The organism is Streptomyces chrestomyceticus JCM 4735 (assembly GCF_003865135.1).
Lineage (GTDB): Bacteria > Actinomycetota > Actinomycetes > Streptomycetales > Streptomycetaceae > Streptomyces > Streptomyces chrestomyceticus.
In genome coordinates, this window is record NZ_BHZC01000001.1 from 2,950,598 (window position 1) to 2,977,289 (window position 26,692).

The 26,692-nt window shown below is 71.4% G+C and carries 24 protein-coding genes, 1 pseudogene and 2 riboswitches; of the genes and pseudogenes, 9 read left to right on the plus strand and 16 right to left on the minus strand.

The window, feature by feature from the left end; genetic code table 11:
* Positions 1 to 89: 89 nt before the first annotated feature.
* The 7 genes and pseudogenes from EJG53_RS12120 to EJG53_RS12150 all read right to left on the minus strand — a co-directional run bounded on the left by EJG53_RS12120 (position 90) and on the right by EJG53_RS12150 (position 8,856).
* Positions 90 to 1,181, minus strand: coding sequence for an ABC transporter ATP-binding protein (locus tag EJG53_RS12120; RefSeq protein WP_125044855.1), 1,092 nt, complete (start codon positions 1,179 to 1,181; stop codon positions 90 to 92).
* A complete protein-coding gene (locus EJG53_RS12125) occupies positions 1,178 to 2,272 on the minus strand; it encodes an ABC transporter ATP-binding protein (RefSeq protein WP_125049324.1) in 1,095 nt (364 codons plus the stop codon). Before EJG53_RS12125 ends, EJG53_RS12120 begins: the two co-directional genes overlap by 4 nt.
* A 119-nt stretch (positions 2,273 to 2,391) precedes the next feature.
* The gene (locus tag EJG53_RS12130) at positions 2,392 to 3,402 is read right to left on the minus strand and encodes an ABC transporter permease (RefSeq protein WP_125044856.1); all 1,011 of its coding nucleotides are present in this window, start codon (positions 3,400 to 3,402) and stop codon (positions 2,392 to 2,394) included.
* A 77-nt stretch (positions 3,403 to 3,479) separates the two neighbouring features.
* Positions 3,480 to 5,227 (minus strand): annotated as a pseudogene (locus EJG53_RS12135) (ABC transporter substrate-binding protein).
* 71 nt (positions 5,228 to 5,298) lie between these two features.
* Complete coding sequence (locus tag EJG53_RS12140) at positions 5,299 to 6,300, minus strand: ABC transporter permease (protein WP_031004361.1); 1,002 nt, start codon at positions 6,298 to 6,300, stop codon at positions 5,299 to 5,301.
* 778 nt (positions 6,301 to 7,078) lie between these two features.
* Positions 7,079 to 7,885: an enhanced serine sensitivity protein SseB C-terminal domain-containing protein gene (locus EJG53_RS12145; protein WP_125044857.1), complete on the minus strand. Its 807-nt coding sequence runs from the start codon at positions 7,883 to 7,885 to the stop codon at positions 7,079 to 7,081.
* Between the two features lie 173 nt (positions 7,886 to 8,058).
* Positions 8,059 to 8,856: an enhanced serine sensitivity protein SseB gene (locus EJG53_RS12150; RefSeq protein WP_125049325.1), complete on the minus strand. Its 798-nt coding sequence runs from the start codon at positions 8,854 to 8,856 to the stop codon at positions 8,059 to 8,061.
* Positions 8,857 to 9,048: 192 nt separating this feature from the next.
* Here EJG53_RS12150 and EJG53_RS12155 point away from each other — a divergent pair, with 192 nt between their 5' ends.
* Complete coding sequence (locus EJG53_RS12155; RefSeq protein ID WP_125044858.1) at positions 9,049 to 9,855, plus strand: hypothetical protein; 807 nt, start codon at positions 9,049 to 9,051, stop codon at positions 9,853 to 9,855.
* A gap of 221 nt (positions 9,856 to 10,076) precedes the next feature.
* Here the strand turns inward: EJG53_RS12155 and EJG53_RS12160 are convergent, their stop codons facing one another.
* Entirely contained in the window at positions 10,077 to 10,829 is a 753-nt protein-coding gene (locus EJG53_RS12160; RefSeq protein WP_167515098.1) for an AAA family ATPase, read from the minus strand.
* Between the two features lie 251 nt (positions 10,830 to 11,080).
* A riboswitch (glycine riboswitch) is annotated at positions 11,081 to 11,176 on the plus strand.
* Positions 11,177 to 11,285, plus strand: a riboswitch (glycine riboswitch). It abuts the riboswitch before it with no gap.
* Positions 11,286 to 11,317: 32 nt separating this feature from the next.
* Here EJG53_RS12160 and gcvT point away from each other — a divergent pair.
* From gcvT to EJG53_RS12185, 5 genes are all read left to right on the plus strand, one after another.
* Positions 11,318 to 12,445, plus strand: coding sequence for a glycine cleavage system aminomethyltransferase GcvT (gene gcvT, locus EJG53_RS12165; protein ID WP_125044860.1), 1,128 nt, complete (start codon positions 11,318 to 11,320; stop codon positions 12,443 to 12,445).
* Positions 12,446 to 12,533: 88 nt separating this feature from the next.
* The gene (gcvH, locus tag EJG53_RS12170) at positions 12,534 to 12,908 is read left to right on the plus strand and encodes a glycine cleavage system protein GcvH (RefSeq protein WP_031004355.1); all 375 of its coding nucleotides are present in this window, start codon (positions 12,534 to 12,536) and stop codon (positions 12,906 to 12,908) included.
* 57 nt (positions 12,909 to 12,965) lie between these two features.
* Positions 12,966 to 14,225 (plus strand): serine hydroxymethyltransferase, encoded by a 1,260-nt coding sequence (gene glyA / locus EJG53_RS12175; RefSeq protein ID WP_031004354.1) that lies wholly within the window; start codon positions 12,966 to 12,968, stop codon positions 14,223 to 14,225.
* 282 nt (positions 14,226 to 14,507) lie between these two features.
* Complete coding sequence (locus EJG53_RS12180) at positions 14,508 to 16,172, plus strand: APC family permease (protein ID WP_125044861.1); 1,665 nt, start codon at positions 14,508 to 14,510, stop codon at positions 16,170 to 16,172.
* Between the two features lie 123 nt (positions 16,173 to 16,295).
* On the plus strand, positions 16,296 to 17,678 hold the full coding sequence (locus tag EJG53_RS12185; RefSeq protein ID WP_031004352.1) for an L-serine ammonia-lyase: 1,383 nt from the start codon (positions 16,296 to 16,298) through the stop codon (positions 17,676 to 17,678).
* Between the two features lie 141 nt (positions 17,679 to 17,819).
* Here the strand turns inward: EJG53_RS12185 and EJG53_RS12190 are convergent, their stop codons facing one another.
* The 4 genes from EJG53_RS12190 to EJG53_RS12205 all read right to left on the minus strand — a co-directional run bounded on the left by EJG53_RS12190 (position 17,820) and on the right by EJG53_RS12205 (position 20,741).
* A complete protein-coding gene (locus EJG53_RS12190; RefSeq protein WP_125044862.1) occupies positions 17,820 to 18,830 on the minus strand; it encodes an HNH endonuclease in 1,011 nt (336 codons plus the stop codon).
* Complete coding sequence (locus tag EJG53_RS12195; RefSeq protein WP_167515100.1) at positions 18,827 to 19,597, minus strand: class I SAM-dependent methyltransferase; 771 nt, start codon at positions 19,595 to 19,597, stop codon at positions 18,827 to 18,829. Before EJG53_RS12195 ends, EJG53_RS12190 begins: the two co-directional genes overlap by 4 nt.
* A 56-nt stretch (positions 19,598 to 19,653) precedes the next feature.
* Positions 19,654 to 19,917: a hypothetical protein gene (locus EJG53_RS12200; protein ID WP_125044863.1), complete on the minus strand. Its 264-nt coding sequence runs from the start codon at positions 19,915 to 19,917 to the stop codon at positions 19,654 to 19,656.
* A 98-nt stretch (positions 19,918 to 20,015) separates the two neighbouring features.
* Positions 20,016 to 20,741 (minus strand): phosphatase PAP2 family protein, encoded by a 726-nt coding sequence (locus tag EJG53_RS12205; protein ID WP_125044864.1) that lies wholly within the window; start codon positions 20,739 to 20,741, stop codon positions 20,016 to 20,018.
* A gap of 535 nt (positions 20,742 to 21,276) precedes the next feature.
* Between EJG53_RS12205 and EJG53_RS12210 the strand changes: the two genes are divergently transcribed.
* The 3 genes from EJG53_RS12210 to EJG53_RS12220 all read left to right on the plus strand — a co-directional run bounded on the left by EJG53_RS12210 (position 21,277) and on the right by EJG53_RS12220 (position 23,294).
* Positions 21,277 to 21,831 (plus strand): GH25 family lysozyme, encoded by a 555-nt coding sequence (locus tag EJG53_RS12210; protein ID WP_125044865.1) that lies wholly within the window; start codon positions 21,277 to 21,279, stop codon positions 21,829 to 21,831.
* A gap of 75 nt (positions 21,832 to 21,906) precedes the next feature.
* Positions 21,907 to 22,737 carry an ammonia-dependent NAD(+) synthetase gene (nadE, locus tag EJG53_RS12215; protein ID WP_125044866.1) on the plus strand — a complete coding sequence of 277 codons (831 nt, stop codon included), beginning with the start codon at positions 21,907 to 21,909 and terminating at the stop codon, positions 22,735 to 22,737.
* Between the two features lie 209 nt (positions 22,738 to 22,946).
* Positions 22,947 to 23,294 (plus strand): hypothetical protein, encoded by a 348-nt coding sequence (locus EJG53_RS12220; protein WP_125044867.1) that lies wholly within the window; start codon positions 22,947 to 22,949, stop codon positions 23,292 to 23,294.
* 107 nt (positions 23,295 to 23,401) lie between these two features.
* On the opposite strand, the gene EJG53_RS12225 is transcribed toward EJG53_RS12220, so the two are convergent.
* The 4 genes from EJG53_RS12225 to EJG53_RS12240 form a co-directional block, all read right to left on the minus strand.
* Positions 23,402 to 24,232 (minus strand): cytochrome c biogenesis CcdA family protein, encoded by an 831-nt coding sequence (locus tag EJG53_RS12225; RefSeq protein WP_125044868.1) that lies wholly within the window; start codon positions 24,230 to 24,232, stop codon positions 23,402 to 23,404.
* Positions 24,229 to 25,071: a DsbA family protein gene (locus EJG53_RS12230; protein ID WP_125044869.1), complete on the minus strand. Its 843-nt coding sequence runs from the start codon at positions 25,069 to 25,071 to the stop codon at positions 24,229 to 24,231. The genes EJG53_RS12225 and EJG53_RS12230 overlap by 4 nt, the downstream gene beginning before the upstream one ends.
* Positions 25,072 to 25,130: 59 nt before the next feature.
* Positions 25,131 to 25,532 (minus strand): hypothetical protein, encoded by a 402-nt coding sequence (locus tag EJG53_RS12235; RefSeq protein WP_125044870.1) that lies wholly within the window; start codon positions 25,530 to 25,532, stop codon positions 25,131 to 25,133.
* Positions 25,533 to 25,995: 463 nt separating this feature from the next.
* Positions 25,996 to 26,547 (minus strand): ATP-binding protein, encoded by a 552-nt coding sequence (locus tag EJG53_RS12240; protein ID WP_125044871.1) that lies wholly within the window; start codon positions 26,545 to 26,547, stop codon positions 25,996 to 25,998.
* Between the last annotated feature and the right edge of the window lie 145 nt (positions 26,548 to 26,692).

A 26,692-nucleotide genomic window follows, 5' to 3' on the forward strand; every position in this document is an offset into this window, starting at 1 on the left:
CAAGGGCGGCTCCGGACGCGCGGAGGCCGGTACGGAGACGGCGTTCCCGCCCGCCCCGCACCGGCCCCGCGTCCGTACGTACCGCCGGTTCAGCCGCCGCTCCCCGCGGCACCCGGACTGCCCGCGCCCACGCTCTCCGGCACGTTCTCCGGGTGGTGGCAGGCCACCTCGTGGCCGTCGCGCAGCGCCACCAGCGGCGGCTCGGTGGTCGAGCACACCTCGGTCGCCTTCCAGCAGCGGGTACGGAACCGGCAGCCCGAGGGCGGGTTGATCGGCGAGGGCACGTCGCCGGTGAGCAGGATGCGGTCGCGCTGGGTGCGCCGCTTGGGGTCGGGCACCGGCACGGCCGACAGCAGCGCCTTGGTGTACGGGTGCATCGGCGTGTCGTACAGCGACTTCCGGTCGGCCAGCTCCACGATCTTGCCGAGGTACATCACCGCGATCCGGTCCGAGACGTGCCGGATGACGGACAGGTCGTGCGCGATGATGACGTAGGTCAGGCCCAGTTCGTCCTGGAGGTCGTCCATGAGGTTGACGACCTGCGCCTGGATGGAGACGTCCAGCGCGGAGACCGGCTCGTCGGCCACCACCAGCTTGGGCTTGAGCGCCAGCGCCCGCGCGATGCCGATGCGCTGCCGCTGGCCGCCGGAGAACTCGTGCGGGTAGCGGTTGTAGTGCTCCGGGCTCAGGCCCACCAGCTCCAGCAGCCGCTGCACCTCCTTCTTCACCCCGCCCTCCGGCTCGACGCCCTGGAGGCGGAAGGGGGTGCCGACGATGCCGCCGATGGTGTGCCGCGGGTTCAGCGAGCCGTACGGGTCCTGGAAGATCATCTGTACGTCGCGGCGCATCGGGCGCAGCCGCCCCGGCGACAGATGGGTGATGTCCCGGCCCTCGAACTCGATGGAGCCGCCGGTCGGCTCGTCCAGCCGGGTGATCAGCCGGCCCATCGTCGACTTGCCGCAGCCGGACTCGCCGACCACGCCCAGGGTCTCCCCCGGGCGGACGTCGAAGTCGATGCCGTCGACCGCCTGTACCGCGCCCACCTGCCGCTTGAGCAGGCCCTTGGTGATCGGGAAGTACCGCGTCAGGCCGCGCACCTTCAGCAGCGGCGCGGCGTCGGCGCCCCCGTCGGTCCCGTCCGTCGTGCCGGCGGCGACGCCGGTCTCTTCAGTCTCGGTCACAGCTTCGGCGCAATCTCTTCGGTCCAGATACGCTCCCGCTCCTCCTGCGCCAGGTGGCACGCGGCGAAGTGTCCTCCGCCGCCGGCCTCGCGCAGTTCGGGGCGGACCGTGCGGGTGACGTTGTCCTTGGGGAGGTCCGCGTACGGGCAGCGGGGGTTGAAGGCACAGCCGCTCGGCACGTTGATCAGGCTGGGCGGCGATCCCTTGACCGGGATCAGGCGCTCGGTCTGCTCGCGGTCGATGCGCGGCATCGAGCCCAGCAGGCCCCAGGTGTACGGGTGCTGCGGCTCGTAGAAGACCTTCTCCGCCGGGCCGCGCTCGACGCAGCGGCCGCCGTACATCACCAGTAGCTGGTCCGCCAGTTCGGCGACCACTCCCAGGTCGTGGGTGATGATGATGACCGCCGAGCCGAACTCCTTCTGGAGATCGCGGATGAGGTCGAGGATCTGCGCCTGGACCGTCACGTCCAGGGCGGTGGTCGGCTCGTCCGCGATCAGCAGTTCGGGGTTGTTGACCAGCGCCATGGCGATCATCGCGCGCTGGCGCATCCCGCCGGAGAACTGGTGCGGGTGGTCGTCCACCCGCTTGTCGGGCTGCGGGATGCCCACCCGGTCCAGCATCTCGACGGCCCGCTTGCGCGCGGTCTTCTTGTCGACGTCGTGGTGGACCCGGTATGCCTCCACGATCTGGCTGCCGACCGTGTAGTACGGGTGCAGCGCGGACAGCGGGTCCTGGAAGATCATCGCCATCTCGCGGCCGCGCAGCCTGCGCACCTCGTCCGGGTCGGCGCCGACCAGCTCCTTGCCGTCCAGCCAGATCTCCCCCGACATGTCCACCTTGGCGCGCTGCTGCCGGGAGGCCCGGTGCAGGCCCATGACGGCGAGCGAGGTGACGGACTTGCCGGAGCCGGACTCGCCGACGATGCCGAGGGTGCGGCCCTTCTCCAGGGTGAAGGAGAGGCCGTCCACCGACTTCACGATGCCGTCGTCGGTGGGGAAGTGCACCTTAAGGTCGCGCACTTCGAGGAAGGCGGTGGGCGCCCCCGAACCGGCCGCGGCCGGTTCGCCGACGGCGGCGCCCGTCTTCGTCAGGTCCGTCGCGGCGACGGGCGGCCCGGCCGTGGTGGTTTCCGGGACGGTGGTGTCCGGGACGGTCGTCTCCGGGGTGGCGGCACCGGCGTCCGGGCCGGTGGTGGAGTCTGGGGAGTCGGTCACGAGAGCCTCACCCGCGGGTCGACGGCGGCGTACAGAACGTCCACCACCAGGTTGCATATGACGATGAAGAACGCGGCGAGCAAGGTGACGCCGAGGATGTTCGGCAGGTCGTTGGCGTTGATCGCCTCGACGGCGAACGCACCGACCCCCTTGAGGGAGAAGACCTGTTCGGTGATGAGCGCACCGCCGAGCAGCAGGCCCACGTCCATGCCGAACACCGTGATGATGGGGGTGAGCGCGGCACGCAGACCGTGGCGCACCACGACCTTGCGCTCGCCCAGCCCCTTGGCGCGCGCGGTACGGATGTAGTCCTCGCTCAGCGTCTCCAACATGCCCGCTCTGGTCAGGCGTGCATAGAGGGCGGAGTAGAGGAAGGCCAGGGTGATCCAGGGGAGCACCAGCGTCTGGGCCCACATGAAGGGGTCCTCGAACAGCGGCACGTAGTCGCTGCGCTCGATGATCGGCCACTGGTAGGTGAACAGGGCCAGCGCCAGCGCGCCGGTGAAGAACATGGGCAGCGACACACCGGCCAGCGCGATGCTCATCGCCACCCGGTCGAAGACCGAGCCGGGGCGCAGCGCGGAGAGCACGCCGGTGGCGACACCGGAGACCAGCCACACGACGGCCGCGCCGGCGGCCAGCGAGACGGTCACCGGGAGCCGGGTCTGGATCTCCGGCCAGACCTCCAGGTGGGTCTTGAAGGAGTAGCCGAAGCACGGCACGTTGCATGTGGCGGCGTCCGGGCCGAACTTGTAGTCCACCCCGACGAAAATGCCCTTCAGGAAGTCCCAGTACTGTACGAAGACCGGCTTGTCGAAGCCGAGATTCGCCTTCACCGCGGCGAGGTCCGCGGCCGATGGGGCCTTTCCGATGTACTGCGCGGCCAACTGGTCAGCGGTCTGTCCGGCCAGTTTCGGCAGCACGAAGAAGATGCCGAAGGTGACCGCGCTGACGATCAGCAGCAGAATCACAGCGCTGATCAACCTGCGGATGATGTACGCGAACACGGGACTGCGGCGTCGGCGCCGCGGACCGGACCGGCCGGCCCGCGGACACCAATGCCTTCACCTGCCTTCCGGGGCTGCTACTTCTTGACGCCGACGTTGAGGTAGTCGTACTCACCGCTGTAGGCGGAGGTGGACACCAGGTTGGTGGCCTTCGGCGAGCGGTACAGCAGGATCTTGAAGTAGGTCAGCGGGACGATGACCGCTTGCTCCATCGTCTTCTTGTCGATCTCCGCGTAGTCCTTCTCGCGCTGTCCCTTGTCGCTGGTCGCGATGGCCTCGTCGAGCAGCTTGTTGATGGCCGGGTCGTCCAGCTCGGAGAGGTTGGAGTTGCCGGACTTCTGGATCGCCTTGCCGTTGACGATCTGGTTCAGGTAGCCGAAGCCCGTCGGGTAGTCCGAGCCCCACTGCATCATCATCAGACCGATGTTGTTCTTCTTGGTGAACTCCGGCACGCCCGCGTAGTCCGAGAAGTACTTGCCGCTCGGGTACGTCTGGATCTTGGCGTCGATGCCGATCTTCTTCAGCGAACCGACCACCGAGGTCGCCGCGTCCACCTCGTCCTGGCGGTCGCTGCGGGCGCTGATGGTGGTGCTCACGTTGCCGGCGCCGCACGCCTGCCACTGCTTCTTGGCCTCGGTCAGGTCGAGGTTCTCACCGTTGTACTTCTGCGGGTACTGGTCGAACTTCTGGTACCCGGCGAGGTCGGTGGGCAGCACGGTGGTGGCGACGTCACCGCGGATCGGCCCGCCCTGCGCGGTCTGCACGGCCTTCTTGTCGACCGCGTACTGCACGGCCCGGCGGCACTCGACCTTGTCGAACGGCGCGACCTTGGGGTTGATCGCCACGTACGACAGGCGCTGGCCGAGCGCGTTGTCGGTGTTGGCCTTCTCCTTGGTGCTCGTCAGGAGCTGGGCCTGGGTCTGGGCGTCCACCCCGCGGCCGGCCATGTCGATGTGGGTGTTGCCGGCCTTCAGGTCCTTGTCGATCGTCGACTGGGCGACCTTCATGTTCAGCACGATCTTGTCCGGCAGTTGCTTGCGCAGCGGGTCGGTCTTGGCGTCCCAGTTCGGGTTGCGGACGAGGACGACCTTCTTGCCCTCCTCGTAGGTGTCGAACTTGTAGCTGCCCGAGGAGGCGATGTTCTTGGTGTAGTCCGCGCCCTTGTCCCTGGCCTGCGGCACCGGAGCCGTCTGCGGGGCGCTGACCAGGTAGTCGAACTCCGCGAAGGGCTGCTTGAGGCGGAAGACGATGGTCTGGTCGTCCGGGGTCTCGATGGACTTCAGCCCCTCCGGGCTCTTGTCCTTGTACGGGCCCTTGTAACCGCCCTCGTTGTCCTTGAGGTACGTCTGGAAGTAGTTCGGGCCCAGCGAGAGGACGTCACGCGCGAAGTTGCTGCGCTCCACCGCGTACTTGACGTCCTTCGAGGTGATCGGCTTGCCGTCGTCGTACTTCAGACCCTTGCGGATCTTGTACGTCCAGGTCTTGTTGCCGTCGCTGGACTTGCCCATCGACTCGGCGAGGTCCGGCACCAGCTCGTTGCCCTTGGGGCCCGGCCCCGGCTTGAAGGTGGTGAGCGGGCGGGCGTACAGCCGGCTGAAGTTCCAGACGTAGGCGTAGTACGTGTTGCCCGGGTCGTAGGACTCGGGGCGTCGCTCATCGCGTACGTGAGCGTGCCGCCCTTCTCGTCCGAGGCGTTGACGATGCCCTTGGTGGCGGCGTTCGCCTCGGCCGAGCCGCTGCTCGAACTCTTGCCGCTGCAGCCGGACAGCAACAGGCCCGCACTGGTGAGGGCCGCGATCGTTGCGACCGGGACTGACCTTCGCATAATGGTCGGTTTCCCCTTCGTTGGTCGGAAACTTGGGTGGGTGCTGCCGGACGTACGGCGCCCGGGCGGGGTCAGCGGCTGCTGCGCGGGTCCAGCGCGTCCCTGAGGCCGTCGCCCAGGAGGTTGAACGCCAGCACGGTGACGAAGATCGCGAGGCCGGGGACGAGCATGTACTGCGGGTCCACCTCGTAGAACTTGACCGCCTGGTTGAGCATCCCGCCCCAGGACGCCTGGGGCGGCTGGATACCGACGCCCAGGAAGCTCAGCGCGGCCTCGAAGAGGATGTTGGAGGGGATCAGCAGCGTCGAGTAGACGATGATCGGGCCCACCAGGTTGGGCAGCAGCTCCCTGAAGAGGATGAACGGGCCGCGGGCACCCATGCCGCGCGCGGCGTCCACGAACTCCCGCTCCCGCAGCGAGAGCGTCTGGGCCCGCACGATCCGGCCCATGTACGGCCAGTTGAAGAAACCGATCACGAAGATCAGCACCGAGATGTGCAGCGGCAGCCCTTCGAGCCCGAAGGCGCCGCCCTGGAGCGAGGCCGAGATGGCGATGGCGAAGAGCAGCAGCGGGAACGCCAGGAAGACGTCCATCAGCCGGCTGATCAGCGCGTCCACCCGGCCCCGGTAGAAGCCGGCCACCACACCGAGCACGGTGCCGATGGCCACCGACAGCAGCGTCGCGCCGAACGCCACGATCAGCGAGACCCAGGAGCCCTCCAGCACCCGGGCGAGCAGGTCGCGGCCGAACTTCGGGTCCACGCCGAGCGGATGGTCCAGGCTCATGCCGCCGAAGTCGCCCTTGGGCAGCGTGGTGTTGGGGTCGATGAGGTCCTGGTTCGGGCTGTTCGGGTCCAGGCCCAGCCAGGACTGGATCGGCCGGGACAGCGCCGCGATCACGATGAGCAGGATGACAACGATGGCACCCGCTACCGCGACCTTGTCGCGCCGGAAGCGCAGCCAGGCGATCTGGCCGAGCGAGCGCCCCTCGATCTTCTTGCTCTCGACGCCTTCCAGCACCGCTTCCGGCTGCGCTTCGGCAGCCGCCCCGGTGGTCTCGATCGGTGCGGTCACGGTGCCTTTGACCCCTCTCGGCCGGCGCCGCCGGCCCTTGCGCGCCGCGGTCGGCGGCCTGGTTCACATCACTGGTGCGAATGGTGCTTCTGGTGCGAGTGGTGCCCTGGTGCGGGAAATGTCCTGGTGCGAGTGGTGCTGCTGGTGCAACGGGGAGAGCTCTGGAACAGACTGGAGCAACTGATGCTTGTACGGCTGGCAATGCGGGTACAGGTGTTGCGAGTACAGGTGTTGCAGGTCTTGCGGATGTTGCGGGCGGAGCAGAAGTCGCGGAACGTCACGCGACGACGAACGGTGCATCTCGTACACAGGGCCGAAACCCTCTGCTGCGGGAGTCTTCATCCGAGTTGCGATCACTCACCAGCCCTGGCCGGGAATGGATGCGTAACTGTGATGTAGCCCACGGCCCTCCGTTATGCGGACACCCGCCCCGACTGAGCGGTTCGCACGGGCCCGAACAGGGCTCAACTTCTCGGCGACAGCGCCCAATTCGGCCTGTAGGGCGGTGGGGGCGGCGTCAGTCGCGGGGCGGTGCGGTGTGGAGGGGCGGCGCCGGGCGGGTAACGGCGGGGCGACGAGGGGCGGGGCGCGACCGTAAGGCGGAACGTCACGTGAGGCAGGGCGTGACGTGAGGCGGGGCGCGGCACGGTTCCCGCTCACGCCCCGTGGGTAACCCCCTGCTGGGGGAATGTGGCCGTTCGATTTGCCCTCATAGGCGCGCGATCCGCACGCCGCGAGCCCGCTGCCCCGGGCCGCGGCCAGGCCCCGGCCGGCAAGCTCAGTACGGGCGCGGGTAGCCGTACCCGTACGACGGCGCGGGGGCCGGGGCAGGCGCGGGTACCGGGCCCGCCGCGTAGGCGTCGCGGTCGAAGAACGGGCGCGCGTTGGCCCGCATCCACATGCCGACCGGGTCGTACTCGTCGTTCATCGCGACCGTCGAGACGGGCAGTCCCTCCGGCACCGCGCCGATGGACTGCTGGATCATCAACCGTACGGAGTCCACGGCCGGTTGACCCGTGTCATACAGGTCCAGGCCGATGGCCAGGTACGGGGCGCCGAGGGCGGGCTGCACCCAGGCCCGGCGCAGGGAGCGCACCGCGGGCGTGCGGTGCGCGTTCTGCCCCAGGAGGGCGTAGAACTGGGGAATCTCGATGGCCGGTTCGGAGATCCGCAGCGGGCCGGCCGGCAGCCGGTCCAGGCCGCCCGCGATGCGCCGCAGGTCCAGCCACGGGATGCCGACGCCGCCGCCGGGGGCGTGCGGGTTGAGCCACAGGCCCCAGCGGTCGGGGAAGAGGGTGGCCGCGATGTCCCGTCCGTAGACGACCTCGTGGGCGCGGTTCCAGCCGCTGGCGGCGAGTTCGGGGGCGGAAGTCACGCACGGCGCGTAGCCGAGCCCGTCGACCTCCATGTTGCCGTACTGCGCATCGGGCGAGCCGGCCTGGCCGTGCCAGAGCAGCATCCAGACCTGACCGGCGGCGAGCGCTTGCAGCAACGCCTCGTAGGCGTCGTACCGGCCGGGCGAGACCTGCTGCAGCATCTGCTCGACCTGCCCGGCAGCCGCTCCCTGATGCGCACCCGCGCTCACGTGGTCCGTCCCTTCCTGTCGGCAGGCACGTGGGGTACGCCTGCCGGTTGCAACAACAGCTTAGAGCCTGCGTCCGGACCCCGGCCGGATCAGCACACACGGCTTGCGGTCACGGGAAGGAGCACCCCGGGCGTGCCGGGGCGCGGGGCGTGGGGGGTGTGGGGCCTGAGCGGCTAGACGACGTCGCGGGAGTAGAAGGGCCGGACCCGCTCCAGCATCCAGTCGGCGACCGGGTCGCCCTGCGCGAGGTCCAGCATGACCAGTTGGACGGGCCAGGTCAGCGGGGTCCCGCCGAGCGCCCGCCCGAGGGCGGCGGTCACCGCGTCCCGTACGGCCGGGTCGTGCGGTGCGACGGCCATGGCATCCACCTGGACGCCGACGAACAGCGCGGGCGCCTCCCCCTCGACGCTGGCCAGCGCGCGGCGCGCGGTGACCACGAACCCGGCCGACGAGAACTCCAGCCCGGCCGCGGCCAGGAAGTCCACCGGCTCCTCCTGCCAGTCCGGCTCGAACAGCCGGACCCGGGCGCCGCTCGGCGCGCCGGGCTGGTCCGGGCGGCCGGTGCGGCACAGCTCGGCGACCGCGTCCGGCGGCAGCGGCACCCCGACCGTGCCCTCCGGGTTGACGGCGATGCCGAGCAGCGGGGGCAGGCCGCGGGCGAACTCGGCGGCCGGCGCGACGGCGAAGGACATCTGCGGCCCGGCCACCCGCTGGAACTCCTGCTCGGAGCTGAAGACGGGGACATACGCGGCCGAGCCGATCTCGACGGTGGGCAGGTCCAGGCCCGCCCGGCCCATCCCGGCGCTCTCCGGGCCGCCGCCCTTGGGCAGCGGCACCCATATCCGGCTGCGGCCGAGCACCTCGACGATGCGGGCGCCCGCCCCGGGGTGCCCCACCGAGGCGGCGAGCACCTCCTCCAGTTCGTTGGCGGGCCACTCCAGCCGCGGAATGCCCTGCTCCGGAAAGTCCATGTCCACCCACCCGCTCCGTACCGCGCTTTACCTGGTCGACGACCCTAACGCCAGCAGGCGGCCGGGGCCCTGGTGCGTCCGGGGGACCACCGAACGCGCGCGAGCGGTTGCGGACCGTACACACCCCTCTCAAGGTGGCTCCAGGGTGATCTTGCCCTGCCGTTCCGTTCCTACAGAAAGGCACGTCTCCTGATGGCAACGCACCGGACCGCCGCCACCCTCGTCAGCGCCGCCACCGCCGGCGCCCTCGCCCTCGGCGCCGTGGGTTCCGCGGCAGCCGCGTCGGAAGACCCCAAGCCGCCGGTCCGCAACCACAGCATCATCGTCGACGACATCGGCCGGCTGGCGGACGCCTCGGCCGAACTGGCCGAGAAGTCGGCCGACAGCCGCGGCCACTCCGTGCAGGTGCGGTCCGCCCGCACCCGTCTGGACACGGTCCTCCAGGACGCGCAGCGGCTGGCGGACCAACTGAACGAGGACTCCGACCGTACGGTGACGGCCGACTCCGTCCGGCTGCGCAGGGTCTCGCAGGACCTGCGCACGCAGTTGGACGAGCTGGCCGAGCGCCGGGCCCCGGCCCCCGGGGAGGACACCGACTCCACGAGCCTGACCGGCTCGGTCTCCCGGTCCGTCACCGACATCTTCACGATCCTGGGCCTGGACAAGCTCCTCGGCGGCCTGCAGCAGCCGGCCGACCGGCCCGCGGCCGCTCCGGCGGCCAACCGTCCGGCCCGGCCCGCCGCGGAGCCGGCGGACGACGCGGACGACCAGCCGGCCGCCCAGCCGAAGGCGCCGATCAGCGACCCGCGGCCGGGCGACGGCGCCCAGCAGGCCGCCGACCCGCAGCCGGCCGGTGACCAGCAGCCGGCCGCCGACGCGCAGCCGCCCGCCGACGCGCCGCGCCAGCAGCCCGCCGAGGCGCAGCAGCAGGGTGTCCCGTCGCTGGTCAACTCGGTGCTCTCACTGCCGACTGTGCTGCTCAAGGCACTGGGCCTCTAGATCGGCCCGGCGCCGAGCGTCCGGAGGAGGCGCGGATGCGGGAGATATGTCTGGACTAGGACCGGTAGTGACGGGTCGTACGGGAGGTTCCGTACGGCCCGTCAGGTGTCCGGTAGGCCGGAGCGGAGGCGAGGGGTACGGACGCCCAGCCCTTGAGAGGCGGGCCGCACTCGTACCCGAAGCACCCGAAGGCGGCGCTCACACGTACCCGTCGGCAGCCTTCACTCGAAGGCGATCTGCCGCAGCGCCCCCGCCGCCGGCCGGTCCAGCAGGACGGCCGAGGTGAAGCCCGCGGGGAGCCGGGCCGCACGGGCGCGGGCGGTGAGCCGCCGTACCGCGCGCCGGTGCCGGGCGAAGGCGTAACCGGAGACTCCGCGTCCGCGCGAGCGCTGCCCGGACAGCGCGACCTCGGGCGGTACGTCCAGCAGCAGCAGGTGCAGTCCGCGTCCCCCGCGCCGGGCCTCGCGCGCGAGCCAGCGGCGTACCCACGTGAGCGTGCCGCAGTCGTGCACCACCACGCTGCCGCCGGAGCGCAGCGCCCGCCGCAGCCCCGTGTAGTGGGAGGCCCGGACCAGCGGCCGGTAGAGCGCGTACGGAAGCCGGCGCAGCCTGCCGCGCTCCCAGCGCTCCCGTACGTCCTGCGAGTCGATGCGGTGCACGGCGGCGCCGCGCGCGTCGAGGGCGGGCACCACCCGGATCATGAGCGTGCTCTTGCCGCTGCCCGGCAGGCCGGAGACCACCACCACGTCGCCCGCCGCGAAGTGCAGCGCGGCCGCCTCGCGCGGGGTGTCGCGGTCCCTGAGGTCGACGACGTCCACCGCCGGCGCGTCCGGCGCCGCGGTGCGCGTCCGGCCGGGGCGCACCACCCCGAGCGGCAGCCGCCGGGGCCCCGGCACGGCGGCCGGAACCGGTTCCGGGACACAGCCCGGGGGCGCGCCTCCCGGACTTGTCGCGAGTGCGGCCTGCCTGTGCACCGTGATCGCCCCTCCCCGGTCCGTCGTCCCCTTACCCGCAGAGTGTCAAGAAAAGGTAATGCGCTTCAAGGAAATCCCACGATCCGTACAGCCCCGGGACACTGTCGTGACAGCCCTGCGAACACCGGTACGACCAGGGCTCCTGTATCCGGCGATCCCGTGCGATGATGTGCGCGCCAAGTGCCGGTCCGCACACCGCCGTGTGCGTCCTGGTACGGGTGCCACGCTCAGCCAACTCCATACCGGCCGCTTGAATCCGCGCGGGAGAGTCCCCGGCCGTCACGGCGGGGCGCCGAAGGAGCAAGTCCTCCCTTGAATCTCTCAGGCCCCGATACCGCGCGGGCGAGGCAGATCTGAAAAGCGGGCCGCCGTGGTGTGGCTCCACCCAAGGTGCAAGCCGGGACCGGTCACGGCCTTCCGGTGAACCTCTCAGGTTCCGATGACAGATGGGGAGACCGTCTTGTCACCCATGCCCGGGAGCCACCACCATGACCGAAGCCCCCCGCCGCACCGCGCTGGACGCGACGCATCGCGCCCTCGGCGCGACCATGACCGACTTCGCCGGATGGGACATGCCGCTGCGCTACGGCAGTGAGCGGGACGAGCACGTCGCCGTCCGTACCCGCGCCGGCCTGTTCGACCTCTCGCACATGGGCGAGATCACCGTCACCGGCTCCGGCGCCGCCGATCTGCTGGACTTCGCGCTGGTCGGCAACATCGGCGGCGTGGCCGTCGGCCGCGCCCGCTACACCATGATCTGCGATGCCGAGGGCGGCATCCTGGACGACCTGATCGTCTACCGCCTCGGCGAGACGGAGTACATGGTCGTCGCCAACGCCTCCAACGCCCAGGTCGTGCTGGACGCGCTCACCGAGCGGGCGGACGGCTTCGACGCCGAGGTGCGCGACGACCGGGACGCGTACGCGCTGCTCGCCGTGCAGGGCCCGGAGTCCCCCGGCATCCTCAAGGGTCTGACCGACGCCGACCTGGACGGCCTGAAGTACTACGCCGGGCTGCCCGGCACCGTCGCGGGCGTCCCGGCGCTGATCGCCCGTACCGGCTACACCGGCGAGGACGGCTTCGAGCTGTTCGTCCGCCCGGCCGACGCGGTCGCCCTCTGGGAGGCGCTGACGGAGGCGGGCAAGGACGCCGGCCTGGTCCCCTGCGGCCTGTCCTGCCGGGACACGCTGCGCCTGGAGGCGGGCATGCCGCTGTACGGGCACGAGCTGACCACGGACACCACCCCGTTCGACGCGGGCCTGGGCCGGGTCGTGAAGTTCGAGAAGACGACGAACGGCGGCGACTTCGTGGGCCGCGCCGCCCTGGAGGCGGCCCGGGACCGGGCCGAGGCCAACCCGCCGCGCAAGCTGGTCGGGCTGATCGCCGAGGGCCGCCGGGTGCCGCGCGCCGGATACCCGGTCGTGGGCCCGGACGGCGCCGTCATCGGCGAGGTCACCTCCGGTGCCCCCTCGCCCACCCTCGGCAAGCCCGTCGCCATGGCGTACGTGGACGCCGCGCACGCCGCGCCCGGCACCGCCGGTGTGGCGGTGGACATCCGTGGCACCCACGAGCCGTACGAGGTCGTGGCGCTTCCCTTCTACAAGCGCGAGAAGTGACGCCCCCGGCCCCGTCCCGGACGCACCCCTGTCTCACCTGTCAAGACCCCTGCACCGAGCACGCCACCGTATCCAGGAGAATCAAGACATGAACAACCCCCAGCAGCTGCGCTACAGCAAGGAGCACGAGTGGCTGTCGGCCGCCGAGGAGGGCGTCTCGACGATCGGCATCACCGAGCACGCCGCCAACGCGCTCGGCGACGTCGTCTTCGTGCAGCTCCCCGCGGTCGGTGACTCGGTCACGGCGGGCGAGACCTGCGGTGAGCTGGAGTCGACCAAGTCCGTCAGCGATCTCTACTCCCCCGTCGACGGCGAGGTCACGGAGATCAACGAGGACGTGGTGAGCGACCCCTCGCTGGTGAACACCGCCCCGTTCGAGGGCGGCTGGCTGTTCAAGGTGAAGGTCAGCGGCGAGCCGGACGACCTGCTCTCGGCCGACGAGTACACCGCCTTCACCGGCTGACAAGCCCACCCCGCCGCCCGGCGGGGCCGTGCGCCCCGCGAACCCCAGGAAGTAGTCATGTCGCTTCTGAACAGCTCCCTCCACGAGCTCGACCCCGACGTCGCCGCCGCCGTCGACGCCGAGCTCCACCGTCAGCAGTCCACCCTCGAAATGATCGCGTCGGAGAACTTCGCCCCGGCCGCCGTCATGGAGGCCCAGGGCTCGGTCCTCACCAACAAGTACGCCGAGGGCTACCCGGGCCGCCGCTACTACGGCGGCTGCGAGCACGTCGACGTGGTCGAGCGGATCGCCATCGACCGGATCAAGGCGCTGTTCGGCGCCGAGGCCGCGAACGTGCAGCCGCACTCCGGCGCGCAGGCCAACGCCGCCGCGATGTTCGCGCTGCTCAAGCCGGGCGACACGATCATGGGTCTGAACCTCGCGCACGGCGGGCACCTGACCCACGGCATGAAGATCAACTTCTCCGGCAAGCTCTACAACGTGGTGCCCTACCACGTCGACGAGGAGTCCGGTCAGGTCGACATGGGCGAGGTCGAGCGCCTGGCCAAGGAGACCCGTCCGCAGCTCATCGTGGCCGGCTGGTCCGCGTACCCGCGCCAGTTGGACTTCGCGGCGTTCCGCCGGATCGCCGACGAGGTCGGCGCGTACCTGATGGTCGACATGGCGCACTTCGCCGGGCTGGTGGCGGCCGGGCTGCACCCCAACCCGGTGCCGCACGCCCACGTCGTGACCACCACCACGCACAAGACCCTCGGCGGTCCGCGCGGCGGTGTGATCCTGTCCACCCAGGAACTCGCCAAGAAGATCAACTCGGCGGTCTTCCCGGGCCAGCAGGGCGGTCCGCTGGAGCACGTCATCGCGGCGAAGGCGGTGTCCTTCAAGGTCGCGGCGAGCGAGGAGTTCAAGGAGCGCCAGCAGCGCACCCTGGACGGCGCGCGCATCCTCGCCGAGCGCCTGACGCAGTCCGACGTCACCGAGGCCGGCGTCTCCGTGCTGTCCGGCGGCACCGACGTGCACCTGGTCCTGGTGGACCTGCGCAACAGCGAGCTGGACGGCCAGCAGGCCGAGGACCGCCTCCACGAGGTCGGCATCACGGTCAACCGCAACGCCGTACCGAACGACCCGCGCCCCCCGATGGTCACCTCGGGCCTGCGGATCGGCACCCCGGCGCTGGCCACCCGCGGCTTCCAGGCGGAGGACTTCCGCGAGGTCGCCGACATCATCGCCGAGGCGCTGAAGCCGTCGTACGACGCGGAGGCGCTGAAGGCCCGGGTGACCACCCTGGCCGGGAAGCACCCGCTGTATCCGTCGCTGTGACGGCCCTGCGGCCGTCGCTGTGACCGGCGCCACGCGGTCCGTCGGCGCGCGCCGCTGTGGCGCGCTCGCCGCGGCCGTGTGACGCGTTTCATGAAGTACGCCCCGAAAGGTGCCGCCACGGCGGTGTCCACGGGGTGAACAGGCCGTGCGCCCGGGGTCGTTGACCTCGGGCGTACGGCTTTTCCGTCCGCCTTACGGTGATTTTCCGCCCCATAGGCTGAGAACCGGCCCCTCAACGACGCGGGGTCCTTCGCACCACAGCAGGACGGAACACGTACGGCAATGGACATGAGCGCGGGCAACCGCAAGGGGATCGGTCTCTTCGCCCTGACCATGATCGGCATCGGTTCGATCTTCGGCTCCGGCTGGCTCTTCGGCGCCGGTTCCGCCGCACAGGTCGCGGGGCCCGCGGCGCTGGTCGCCTGGATCATCGGCGCCGTCTTCATCGGCATGATCGCGATGTCCTACGCCGAGGTCGGGGCCGCGTACCCGATCCCCGGCGGCATGGCCCGCTACGGCCACCTCTCGCACGGCCCCGTGCTCGGCTTCCTGACCGGCTGGGCGGTGTGGATCGCGGTCGCCTCGCTGATCCCCATCGAGTCCATCGCCGCCACCCAGTACATGTCCTCCTGGGGCTTCGGCTGGGCCCAGGACCTGGTCGACCCGGCCACCAACCACCTCACCCTCACCGGGAGCGGCGTCGCGCTGCTGCTGACCTTCGCGCTGTGGCTGACCTGCTACTGGTCGGTCCAGTTGCTGGCCCGCGCCAACACCGTCCTGACGCTGGTCAAGTTCGCGATCCCGGTGCTGGCCGTGGCCGCGCTGATCGCCTCCGGCTTCCACACCTCGAACTTCACCGCGCACGGCGGCTTCGCCCCGTACGGCTGGCCGGCCGTGCTGACCGCCGTGACCACCTGCGGTGTGGTCTTCGCCTTCAACGGCTTCCAGGCCGTGGTCAACCTCGGCGGCGCCGCCAAGAACCCCGGCCGGGCCATCCCGGTCGCGCTGGTCGGCGCGCTCTCGCTGGGCCTGGTGATCTACCTCGCCCTGCAGACGGCGTTCCTCGGCGCCGTACCGCCGGAGCAACTGGCGCAGGCCGGCGGCTGGCACGGGGTGAACTTCAACTCGCCCTTCGCCGACCTGGCCAAGATCCTGATGCTGCACTGGGTCGTCACGATGCTCCAGTTCGGTGCCTTCATCTCGCCGGCCGGCTCCAACATCGCCAACGTCGCGTCCGCCGCGTACATGGTCCAGAACCTCGCCGAGACCGGCTTCTTCCCGAAGAAGCTGGCCGCCGTCCACCCCCGGTACGGGACCGCCCGGCCCGCGATGTGGCTCAACCTCGGCTTCTCGGTCCTGCTGCTGATCACCGTCGGGCATAGCTGGAACGCGCTGGCCAGCGTGGTCTCGGCCGCCATGGTGATCTCGTACCTCATCGGCCCGATCGCGGTCGGCGTGTTCCGGCAGACCCGGCCGGACCTGCCGCGCCCGTTCCGGCTGCCCGCCGCGAAGGTCCTCTGCCCGCTCACCTTCGCCTTCGCGGCGTGCGCGCTGTACTGGTCGAAGTGGCCGGACACCGGCAAGGTCGCGCTGCTGACGCTGGTCGCCGCGCCGGTCGCGGCGGTGGTGCTGCGGCGGCGCGGGGAAACGGATCTGCGCAAGCAGTTCGCGCCCGCCTGGTGGCTGGTCGGCTTCCTCGCCTGGATGTCCGCGGTGTCCGCGCTCGGCAGCCCGGACTTCGGCGGCCACGGCGTCATCCCCGGCGGCCTGGACATCGCCCTGGTCGCGCTCTCCGCCGTCGCCTTCTACTTCTGGGCCGTACGCGCCGGGGTCCGCGCCCACGAGACCGGTCTGACCGGCACCGACCCCGCTCTCGACGCCGGAAGCGACTCCCCTGCGACGTCTGCCGTTGTGCCGGAGGACAACCGTCCGATGGCCTCCGTCTGAGAGTCTGTGCGCCGTCCGGGTTAGGCTCGACAGTCGGCGCAGAAACGTACCTTCCGTTTCGTCCGCCCCCTCAGCTCCATGTGCTCCACCGTCCACCACGAGCAGACAAGGGAGTCCGCCACCGTGGCCATCTCCGTCTTCGACCTCTTCTCCATCGGCATCGGCCCGTCCAGCTCCCACACCGTGGGGCCGATGCGCGCCGCCCGGATGTTCGTCGGGCGGCTCAAGAAGGACGGGCTGCTCGCCCAGACGACGGCGGTACGGGCCGAACTCTTCGGCTCCCTCGGCGCCACCGGCCACGGCCACGGCACCCCCAAGGCCGTCCTGCTCGGCCTGGAGGGCCACTCCCCCCGCACCGTGGACGTCGAGACCGCCGACGACGAGGTCGAGCGGATCCGCAAGAGCGGCCGGCTGCGGCTGCTCGGCGCCGAGATAGGCAGCGACCACGAGATCGACTTCGACGAGTCGACCGAGCTGATCCTGCACCGCCGCCGCTCCCTGCCGTACCACGCCAACGGCATGACCCTCTTCGCCTACGACGCGGGCGGCGCGCCCCTGCTGGAGAAGACCTACTACTCCGTCGGCGGCGGCTTCGTCGTCGACGAGGACGCGGTCGGCGAGGACCGCATCAAGCTCGACGACACCGTGCTGAAGTACCCCTTCCGCACCGGCGACGAGCTGCTGCGCCTCTCCCGCGAGACCGGCCTGTCCATCTCCTCCCTCATGCTGGAGAACGAGAAGGCGTGGCGCACGGAGGACGAGATCCGCGCCGGGCTGCTGGAGATCTGGCAGGTCATGCGGGACTGCGTGTCCCGCGGCACGTCCCGCGAGGGCATCCTGCCCGGCGGCCTGAAGGTCCGCCGCCGCGCCGCCAACGGCGCCCGCGCGCTGCGCGCCGAGGGCAACCCCGAGGCCAACGCGATGGAGTGGACCACCCTCTACGCCATGGCCGTCAACGAGGAGAACGCGGCCGGCGGCCGGGTCGTCACCGCCCCCACCAACGGCGCGGCCGGCATCATCCCCGCCGTCCTGCACTACTACGTCAACTTCGTGCCCGGCGCCGACGAGGAAGGCGTCGTCCGCTTCCTGCTCGCCGCCTCCGCCATCGGCATGCTCTTCAAGGAGAACGCCTCCATCTCCGGCGCCGAGGTCGGCTGCCAGGGCGAGGTCGGCTCGGCCTGCTCGATGGCGGCCGGCGGCCTCGCCGAGGTCCTCGGCGGCACCCCCGAGCAGGTCGAGAACGCCGCCGAGATCGGCATGGAACACAACCTCGGCCTGACCTGCGACCCGGTCGGCGGCCTCGTCCAGATCCCGTGCATCGAGCGCAACGGCATGGCCGCCGTCAAGGCCGTCACCGCCGCCCGCATGGCCCTGCGCGGCGACGGCCGCCACCACGTCTCCCTCGACAAGGTCATCAAGACCATGAAGGACACCGGCGCCGACATGAGCGTCAAGTACAAGGAGACGGCCCGGGGCGGGCTGGCGGTCAACATCATCGAGTGCTGAGGGCCCTTCGGGCCCGGGTCGCCGGCTGACGGGGTGCGCGTCTCTGCACCTCAGGCCGGGGGGGGCGCTGCGGGGAGCCCCTCTACGGGTCCCCGCAGCCCGGCCGGTGGGCAGCTTTCCCTCCCCCGGACGGACGGCCTCCTAGGCGCACACCTTCCCGACCTCATGCAGGAACGCGGTCCAGTTCGGTATTCGGCGGCCGGGGACCGCGTTCCCCAGGGTGCGGCGGAGGGTGGTGCGGAGGGGCTGCGGGGAGCGCATGATCGCTTCATTGCGGCGGGCCAGGCGGGTCAGTTCGGCGGGCTTCGGCATGCGGTCGCTCTTCGCGCCGTTGCACTGCGCGTGGGCCACCGCGAGGTTCCACAAGCTGTCCAGGTCGGGGCCGCGCCAGCCGCCGACACTGGCGAAGCGGCGCATCAGGGCGTGCGGGAAGACGTGGTCCACGGCGGTCCGTGTGCCGGAGTCCAACGGCTCGTCGCAGATGTGGCAGCGCCCGTGCTGGAACCCGGCCACGGCCTCGGCCACACCGGTGACCGAGCGGCGCCGGTGCCGGTCCTTGATGTGCAGGGTTTCCAGATCGACGTAGATGCCTTCCTCGATCAGGCTGCGGCCTATACCGGTCGCGAAGCTGCTCTCCACGATGCTCCAGCGGGCGTCCAGCTCCGCGCCGAGCCCGTCCCGCTCGTACGAGCGCGCCACCTGCCCGAGAGCCGGACTGAGCCGCACCGTACGGTGCCGCCCGCGCCCGGCGAGGTCGTAGAAGCGGTGCGGTGTCTCCCCGCCGCCGTGGTTGTGGAACTTGCGCATGACCATCCCCGGAATCGACTGCTCCGCGGCGTCCAGCAGCCGGTCGGTGGGGCGGCCGAGCCGCCGGGACTCCGCGCCCTCCTGGGCCGTCACGGTCAGGAAGTCCGTCGCGCCGAGCGCCTCTTCGCTCCCCGGCGCCTGGGGAGCCCGGCGGTCGAGGAACGCCATCGCGTACGAGGCGGCCAGGTCGCGCAGCGGGATTTCCGTGTGCCCCTGGGCCGCCTGGCGGAGCAGGGCGTCGCCGAGGGCGAACTTGTAGGTGCGCGCGTTGCGGCCCATCAGGATGGCCATCCGCCACGATGCGCGGGCGGACGGGTCGGCGGCGTAGAAGTCGTCCTGGGTCATGCCCGCTCCTTCTCGAAGGCCAGTGACGACCAGTGGACGGTGTCGCGGCCGAGGTGGTCCGTGGCGGTGGTCTGCTGGAGGGGGCGCAGGTCGTGGTGGGTGGCCAGGGTGACGGTTTCGGGGGCGGGGATGTCGTACATCCGGCGGTCCTCGGGCGGGGGGCCGTGGCGCAGGGAGATGAGGAGGCGGCCGCCCGGGGCGAGGAGGGTGTGGAGGCGGCGCATGGCGGCCGGGCGGTCCGGTGCGTCCAGGTGCATCCATACGGCGGAGAGGAGGATCGCGTCGAAGGCGCCGGCCGCTCCGTCGAGGCGGGGCAGGGCGGGGAGGGAGTCCGCCAGCCACCGGATCGCCGGGGAGGGGTGGAGGCGGCGGGCGACGCGGCGCAGTTCCGGTACGGGCTCGACGGCGGTGACCTCGTGTCCGAGGGCGGCCAGGGCGGCGGCGTCCCGGCCGGTGCCCGCGCCGATGTCCGCCACGCGGGCCGGGGCCGCGGGCAGCAGGGGCAGGAAGTGTTCGTGCACGGTCTCGAAGCGGAGGCTTTCGTACCGCTCGGCCAGTGCTTCCGCGGAGCGGGCGTAGTACGGCTGGACGCCCGGGGCTCGTCCGGCGGTCCGTTCTTGAGCGACGGTCCGCTCTCGTGCCACGGTCTGCTCTCGTGCGAGGGTCCGCTCCCGTGCCACGGTCGGCTTCCGTGCGGCCGTCCGCTGTCGCGCGGCGGCGCCCGCGTCGGCTTCCCCGCTCGTCGCCGCTTCCCCGTTCGTCGTCATGCCCGCAGACTACGGCCCGGCACTGACAATACCCGCCGGCCTGCGTGTTCGTCCCTTCACTTGCCTATTTCCCAGGCGCACGGCGGCAGTTCGCGGGCCCGGAGGTATATCTCCATGGCGCTGCCCGCCGAGGCGAACGGGTGGACCCGGGCGCCGTCCAGGCCGGCCAGCACCCGGGCGCAGTGGTGGACGCAGCCCGCGACCTCCCGGCCGTGCGGGTCGATGATCGTGGCCGCGTCGTGCGGCCCTTCGCACGGGGTCGGGTCCGGTGCCGGTGCGGCGGGGCAGCGTGGTGGCGCGCAGTCGTGTCGGATGTCCATGAAGGGCCTCCGCCTGGGCCGGCGGTGCGTACGGTGCCACGGGGGTGTTGCTCGGTTCTGTGCCTTTCCATGCCTTCCTTGGGGAACATCTGGGCTGGTCATGAACTGTTCGGGGGCTGTGGGGCGGCGGTGGAGGCGCGCGGGGAAGCAGGGGCGCGTGGGACCGGCAGGCGGCCGGTGCGTACGAGGTGGAGGGTGAGGGAGAGCCAGGCGGCGGCGAGCAGCCAGCCCGCGAGCACGTCGCCGGGCCAGTGGACGCCCAGATAGACACGGGTGGCGCCGACGGACGCCGCCCAGAGGGCGAGCAGTACGCAGGCCAGGCGGCGGGCGGGCGCTCGGCGGGTGCGGGTCAGCACCGCCCACGCGAGGAGGCCGGCCACCAGGAGGGACGTCGTGGAGTGCCCGGAGGGGAAGGAGTGGCCGGTGGCCCGGGCGGTCCAGTCGGCCGCGGAGGGGCGCGGGCGGGTGATCAGCTCCATCAGGCCGTACCGGACCGCCTGGCCGAGGAGGAGGACGGTCAGGGCGACGGCGGCCGCGTGCAGGCGCTCGCGCGTGTTCCGGCCCGCGAGGACGCCCGCCAGGAGGGCCAGCGCGTACGGGACGGGGCCGGAGCCGGTGGCCGTGAGCACGCGGGCGGCCGTGCCCGCCGCGTCCGGCCGGTGGGTCACGGCCCAGGTGTGCGCCGCCTGTTCCGGGCCGAGCGGGGCCCAGCCGTGCGCGGCGAGCAGTGTGGCGGTGGCGGTGAGGAGCAGGGCGCACAGCGCGGCGGCGCGGAGCGAACCGGGGACGCGCGGCCGTCGCGGGCGTGTTTCGGACGGCGTCATGGGGCCTCCGCCGAGGGCAGGGGAAGCACGGTGGCGGGCCGGGCCGTGGAGGGGCCGGCGGGGCGGTCGCCGGCGGGGCGTCGTGCGGCGTGCGTCATCCGGTAAGTCTGCCAAGGTCAGAGATGGTTCGTGCCGGACGCATGTGCTCGGGGCAGCTTCGGGGGCGGGGGTACGGGTCCCGCGCGGGGCGTTCCGGCGCGAAGCGCCGCACACGCCGGCGGGCGGCCGAAACGCGGGGGCGCCCGGTCTGGCCGAACCCTGGCGGTTCTCTGACCGACACGCGCCCCCTCCGTGGCCGGACCGCGCGCCCTCGCGCCGAAACCGGGGCCCGAGCCCCTACGGATCGCTACCGAAACGGTAGTCGATCATCCTCGGTCGAAGAACGTCAACCACCGCCGCACGCCCGCCAACAACGCGTTGATCAGCGGAAGTTCGCCGCCGAACTCTGGCGCGAGGCGCCGTGGACATGTTGAACTGCTGATAACACCACGTGACGCATCGTAATCGATCGTTTTCGGTCGGCAGGAGGCCGCACATGCTGCATGGCGTCGACGTCAGCTCCCACAACCCCTCGTACTCGGCGAACGGACTGGACTTCGTCGTCATCAAGGCGACAGAAGGCCGCTCGTACATCAACCCGCACCAGGGCGCGCAGGCCGCCAAGGCCCGCCAGGCGGGCTGCGTGGTGGGCTTCTACCACTTCCTGTGGCCGGGCAACATCGCGGCGCAGGCGAAGTACTTCGTCGAGAAGTGCGCGTCCGTGGAGGGCGACCTGCTGGCGGCGGACTGGGAGCGCACCGGCGGCGGCACGTACGCGAGCAACGCGCAGAAGGACCAGTTCCTGAAGGAGGTCAAACGGCTGCGGCCCACACACCGGGTGATCCTGTACTGCAACCGCGACTTCTGGCTCCACCACGACACGACCTCGTACGCCGGTGACGGCCTGTGGATCGCCGACTACGTCTCGGCCGGGCACCCGCGTATCAAGGCGCCGTGGCGCTTCCACCAGTACACGGACCGTCCGCTGGACAAGGACGTGGCCGACTTCCCGGACAGGGCCGCCCTGAAGGAATGGGCCTGTCCGTCATAGAGTCTGAGGAGACCTGTCCGTACCAGCACCACGCACCCTGCGTACCGCGCTGGTCCCTCGTCCGAAGGAGCAGCCGTGACCGACCCGGCGTCCACGTCCCAGCAGCAGGAGATCGCCCGGGATCTCCAGGTGTCCGCGTCGTTCGACGTCCAGGCGGAGATCGAACGCCGCGTGGCCTTCCTCACGGAACGGCTGACGGCCACGGGCCTGCGCGCGCTCGTCCTGGGCATCAGCGGCGGCGTGGACTCCACCACGGCCGGCCGGCTGTGCCAACTGGCGGTGGAGCGGGCCCGTGACGCGGGGCACGACGCGACGTTCTACGCGATGCGGCTGCCGTACGGCGTCCAGGCCGACGAGCACGACGCACAGCTCGCACTGGACTTCATCAAGCCCGACCGGGTGCTGACCGTCGACATCCGCCCGGCGAGCGACGCCCTGCTGGAGGCGGCGCTGGCCGGCGGGGTCACCTTCCGGGACGAGCGGCACCAGGACTTCGTCCAGGGCAACACCAAGGCCCGGCAGCGGATGATCGCGCAGTACGCGGTCGCGGGCGCCCAGGACGGCCTGGTCGTGGGCACCGACCACGCGGCCGAGGCGGTCTCCGGCTTCTTCACCAAGTACGGCGACGGCGCGGCGGACGTGGTGCCGCTCACCGGTCTGACCAAGCGCCGGGTCCGGGCGGTCGCCGACGCGCTGGGCGCCCCGGCCGAGCTGGTCCGCAAGGTGCCGACCGCCGACCTGGAGACGCTGGACCCGGGCAAGCCGGACGAGGAGGCCCTCGGCGTCACGTACGACGACATCGACGACTTCCTGGAGGGCAAGCCGGTCGGCGAGCAGGCGTACGAGGCGATCGTGCGCCGCTACCACGCCACGGCCCACAAGCGGGAGCTGCCGACGGCCCCCTGAGCGGCCCGGACGGCACGGGTGCGGGGGCCGGTCCCGGCCCTCGCACGGCGCTCCGGCGCGGCCCGTCATCTGCCTGTCATGGTCCGGCCAGGGGAAGATCACCCGCAAGGTGCTCGATCGTGGCCCGCGGCGGGCATGGACGGTGCATGCGAAGCCGTGAAACGCGCTCGGAAGATCAACTGTCAGTGGCGGCCTCTACGCTCCGGAGCATGGGTTACGCAGACCTGCGCGAACTCCAGACCGCGCTGACGACCGCATCCGACATCGCCTCCTCCCTCCAGGCGGCGCCCACCCGGCGGGACGCCGACCAGCTCGTCGACGTCCTGCGGCAGGCGCTGACCGCCGCCAGCTCGCTGAGCACACTGACCGGCCCGACCGGCTGCGCCATACATCCGCACGGCGCGGTCGATCCGCTGTACGGCGACCCCGACGACCCGCTGCCCCCGGGGTACGGCAAGTGCCTGCTGTGCAACGACCGCCGCCGCCGCGCGGACGCCGGCCCGCACCAGCCGTACCACTGGGACCGGCAGGACCACTCCCTGCGCCGCAGCGCCTAGAGACGTCCGTCCGTACGCCTGCCGGGCGGCCCGGCAGGCGTACGGGGCGGCGTGACCGATGTGCGAGAGGCATGGCCGGCGTGCGGACGTGCCGCGTGCCGGGGCGCTCAGTCCTGCCGCTTCTTCTCCGGGCGCAGGGCGATACGCCCCAGTACGGCCGCGACGACGAGCGCCACCACGGCGACGAGGACGTAATCCGGTACGGCGTTGCCGACCCGGGAGACCCACTCCTCGACGCGCACCTCCGCGTCCGCGTCCAGGATGCCGGGCAGGGCGCTGGTGCCGTTGAAGGTGAGGAACAGCACGCCGATGCCGATGAAGAACAGACCGGACACCAGTGAGGTGGTGTGCAGCCGCAGCTTTCCGACGCCGAACTCCCGGCCGCGCAGCCAGCCCCGGCTGCCCAGCGAGAACCGGTCCCAGAGCAGGGCGAGCACGAACAGCGGCAGCGCCATGCCGAGCGCGTACACGGCGAGCATGGACGCGCCGTAGACCGGCGAGCCGCTGACCGCCGTGACCGTCAGCACCGCGCCCAGGATCGGCCCGGCGCAGAAGCCCGCGAGGCCGTAGACGCAGCCCAGCAGGAACGTGGACACCGCCGAGCGCGGAGTGATCCGGGCCGCGGCCTGCTGGGCCCGCTTGAAGGCGAAGCCCAGGCCGAAGATCTGGGCGACGCCCATCGCGATCACCACCCAGCCGCCGACGGCGACGAGCAGGTCACGGTGGCCGTTGAACAGCCGGCTGGCGGCCGTGCTGGCCGCGCCGAGCGGGACCAGGGTGGTGGCGAGGCCCAGGTAGAACACGCCGGTGCGGGCCAGCAGCCGGCCCGGGTTGGACAGCGAGTAGGCGAAGAAGGCGGGCAGCAGCAGCGCGCTGCACGGGCTGAGCAGGGCGAGGGCGCCGCCGAGGAAGGCGGCGAGGTAGCCGATGTCCGTCACTTCGCCGGCTCCTCCGCCTTGCCGGAGCCCTCGGCCCCGGCCGCGCCGTCCGCCTTACCGTCCTTATCCGCCTTACCGGCCTTCTTCGCCTGCTCGGCGGCCTGGCGGACCGTCTGCTCGAAGACGGCGGTGGGCTGGGCGCCCGCGATGGGCCGGCCGTTGACGAGGAAGGACGGCGTGGACTGGACGCCGATCCCGTAGCCCTCGTTCTGGTCCTTCTTCAGGGCGGCCTCGGCGGCGGCGCCGTTCAGGTCGCTGCGGAACCGGTCGAGGTCGGCCACACCGCTCTTGCGGGCCATCTCGACGAGCTTGTCCTCGGCCAGGGCGCTGCCCTTGTTGGTCTTGGCGTACAGCTCGTCGTGCATCTGCCAGAACCTGCCCTGCTGTCCCGCGGCCCACGAGGCACGGGCGGCCCGCTCGGAGTCGGCGCCGTAGATGGTGAAGTTGCGGAACTCGATGCGCAGGGTGCCGTCGTCCACGAACTTCTTGATCAGTTCGGGCTGGGTCTCCCGGGTGAAGCGCCCGCAGAACGAGCACTGGTAGTCCGCGTACTCGACGAGGACGACCGGGGCGTCCTTCTTGCCGACGGCGAGCGGGTCGCCCTCCGCGCGTCGGCTGGTCTGCTGCGCGAGCTGGTCGTACAGCTTCTGCTGGCCGTCGTCCTCCTGGGGAGAGACGGAGGCGGCGGCGCGGGGAGCGTCGGTGCCGCTGTCGGAGCCGCCCTCGACGGCCTTGCCGACGGCGATACCGATGGCGACGAGCGCCACCACCAGGGCGACGACGGCGCCGATGGCGGCGATCTTCCGGGTGGGTGAAGCGGATGACGAGGAAGTGGGCATGGGAATGCTCCAGACGTACTGGGTGAGAAGGAGGTCGGGCCGGGCTGACGGGCAGCGGCCTAAATCCGCAGTACGGGCAGGAGCGCGGTGTGGTCGGTGGCCGGGGCCGTTCCGGTGGGCGGGCGGGCCAGCGCGAAGCAGGCGGGTGCCGCGGCGGCGAGCGGGGCGGGCGCGGTGGCGGCCGGTGCCAGCGGCTCACCTCGGTTCGGGGTGGGGACCGGGACCGACTCGTTCTGGCTGGGGGCGTGCTGGCCGGAGCACTTCTTCGGCGCCTGGGCGACGGCCTGGTGCGCGACCGGTCCGGCCTCGGTGCCGTCGCCCGCCTGCACGGCGGCCTGCGCCACGGCGGCCGTCTGGACCGGCTCCGCCGGGACGCCGCCCACCCGGCACAGCAGGGGCGCGAAGGTGACGGCGAGCAGGAGCAGCAGGGTCGCGGCGGCCGAGCGGCGTACGCGTTCCATGCCCCTGGCCTCCTTCCGTCTCCCTCTGCCGGGCGCGCACCGGGGTGCGCCGGTGTACGGCCGCCCATCCTACGGACCGTGGCCCCGATGTCCCGCTGCCGACCGCCGTTCGCCACCGCCGGGTTACCTGCATAGACCATGCTTGTTTTCGCATAACCATAGAGGGAATCGATTACCTAACCACTGAATGCAAGGCTGGTGTCGTAGCTCACCTTTGATCGCGCATCGTTTGATCAACCTTCGATGCCTTTTGTCCGCAATTGCCGCTTTGGCAAGGTCGCGACCGGCCTGCGATAGTCGGTTCCAGCGACCCCCCATTGACCCGGGCCACGGTCGTCCAGACCCCGCGGGTACACCCCTTTCGCCCGCCGGCGGTCGACACTGGGGCCTCGCCCGCGTACAGCGCGGGAGGGCCCCAGTCGCGTTTCACGGCCCGAACGGAAGCGCCCGCCACCACGGCCGCTCAGCGGTCGATGACCCGCATCTCGAACCAGGTCGTCTTGCCACGCGGCAGCAGGTCCACGCCCCAGCGGTCGGAGAGCTTGTCGACGAGGAAGAGGCCGCGGCCGCTGATGTCCATCTCGTGGACCGGCATCAGACAGGGCAGACCGCGGGACGGGTCGCGGACCTCTATCCGGATCCAGCCGCGGCGGCGGAGCATCCGCAGCCCGAAGGTGCGGGCGCCGGTGTGCCGGACGGCGTTGCCGACCAGCTCCGACACCAACAGGACGGCGTGCTCCGTCAGTTGCTGGGAGACGTTCCACCGCTTGGAGAGGACGGAGTGGGTCAGCCGACGGGCGGTGAAGGCCGATTCAGGGCGGGAGGGCAGGCGTACCTCGTCCAGCGTGGGGTCACCCACCAGTTCCAGCGCCCGGGCGGCGGGCTCGCCGCCGGACGGGCCGCTCCGGGCGCCCGCACCGGGAAGACCTTCGGGAAGTCCCCAGCGTGCGGCGGCCGAGCCGCTCCGCGGCCGCGGCTGCTCCATTCCTTCGAGGCCCGCCATGCCCCCCATCATGGCTGTTACCGCGGGGTCACGGGGGCGGAACCGATGGAATGCCCTGCCCGGAACGCCCGGTTCCGGACCCCTGCCTTGGCATATGCCGAAGGCAGGGGAAACCCGGCTGAATCCATGCTGACCTGCGGTGACTTCATGTGCCAAC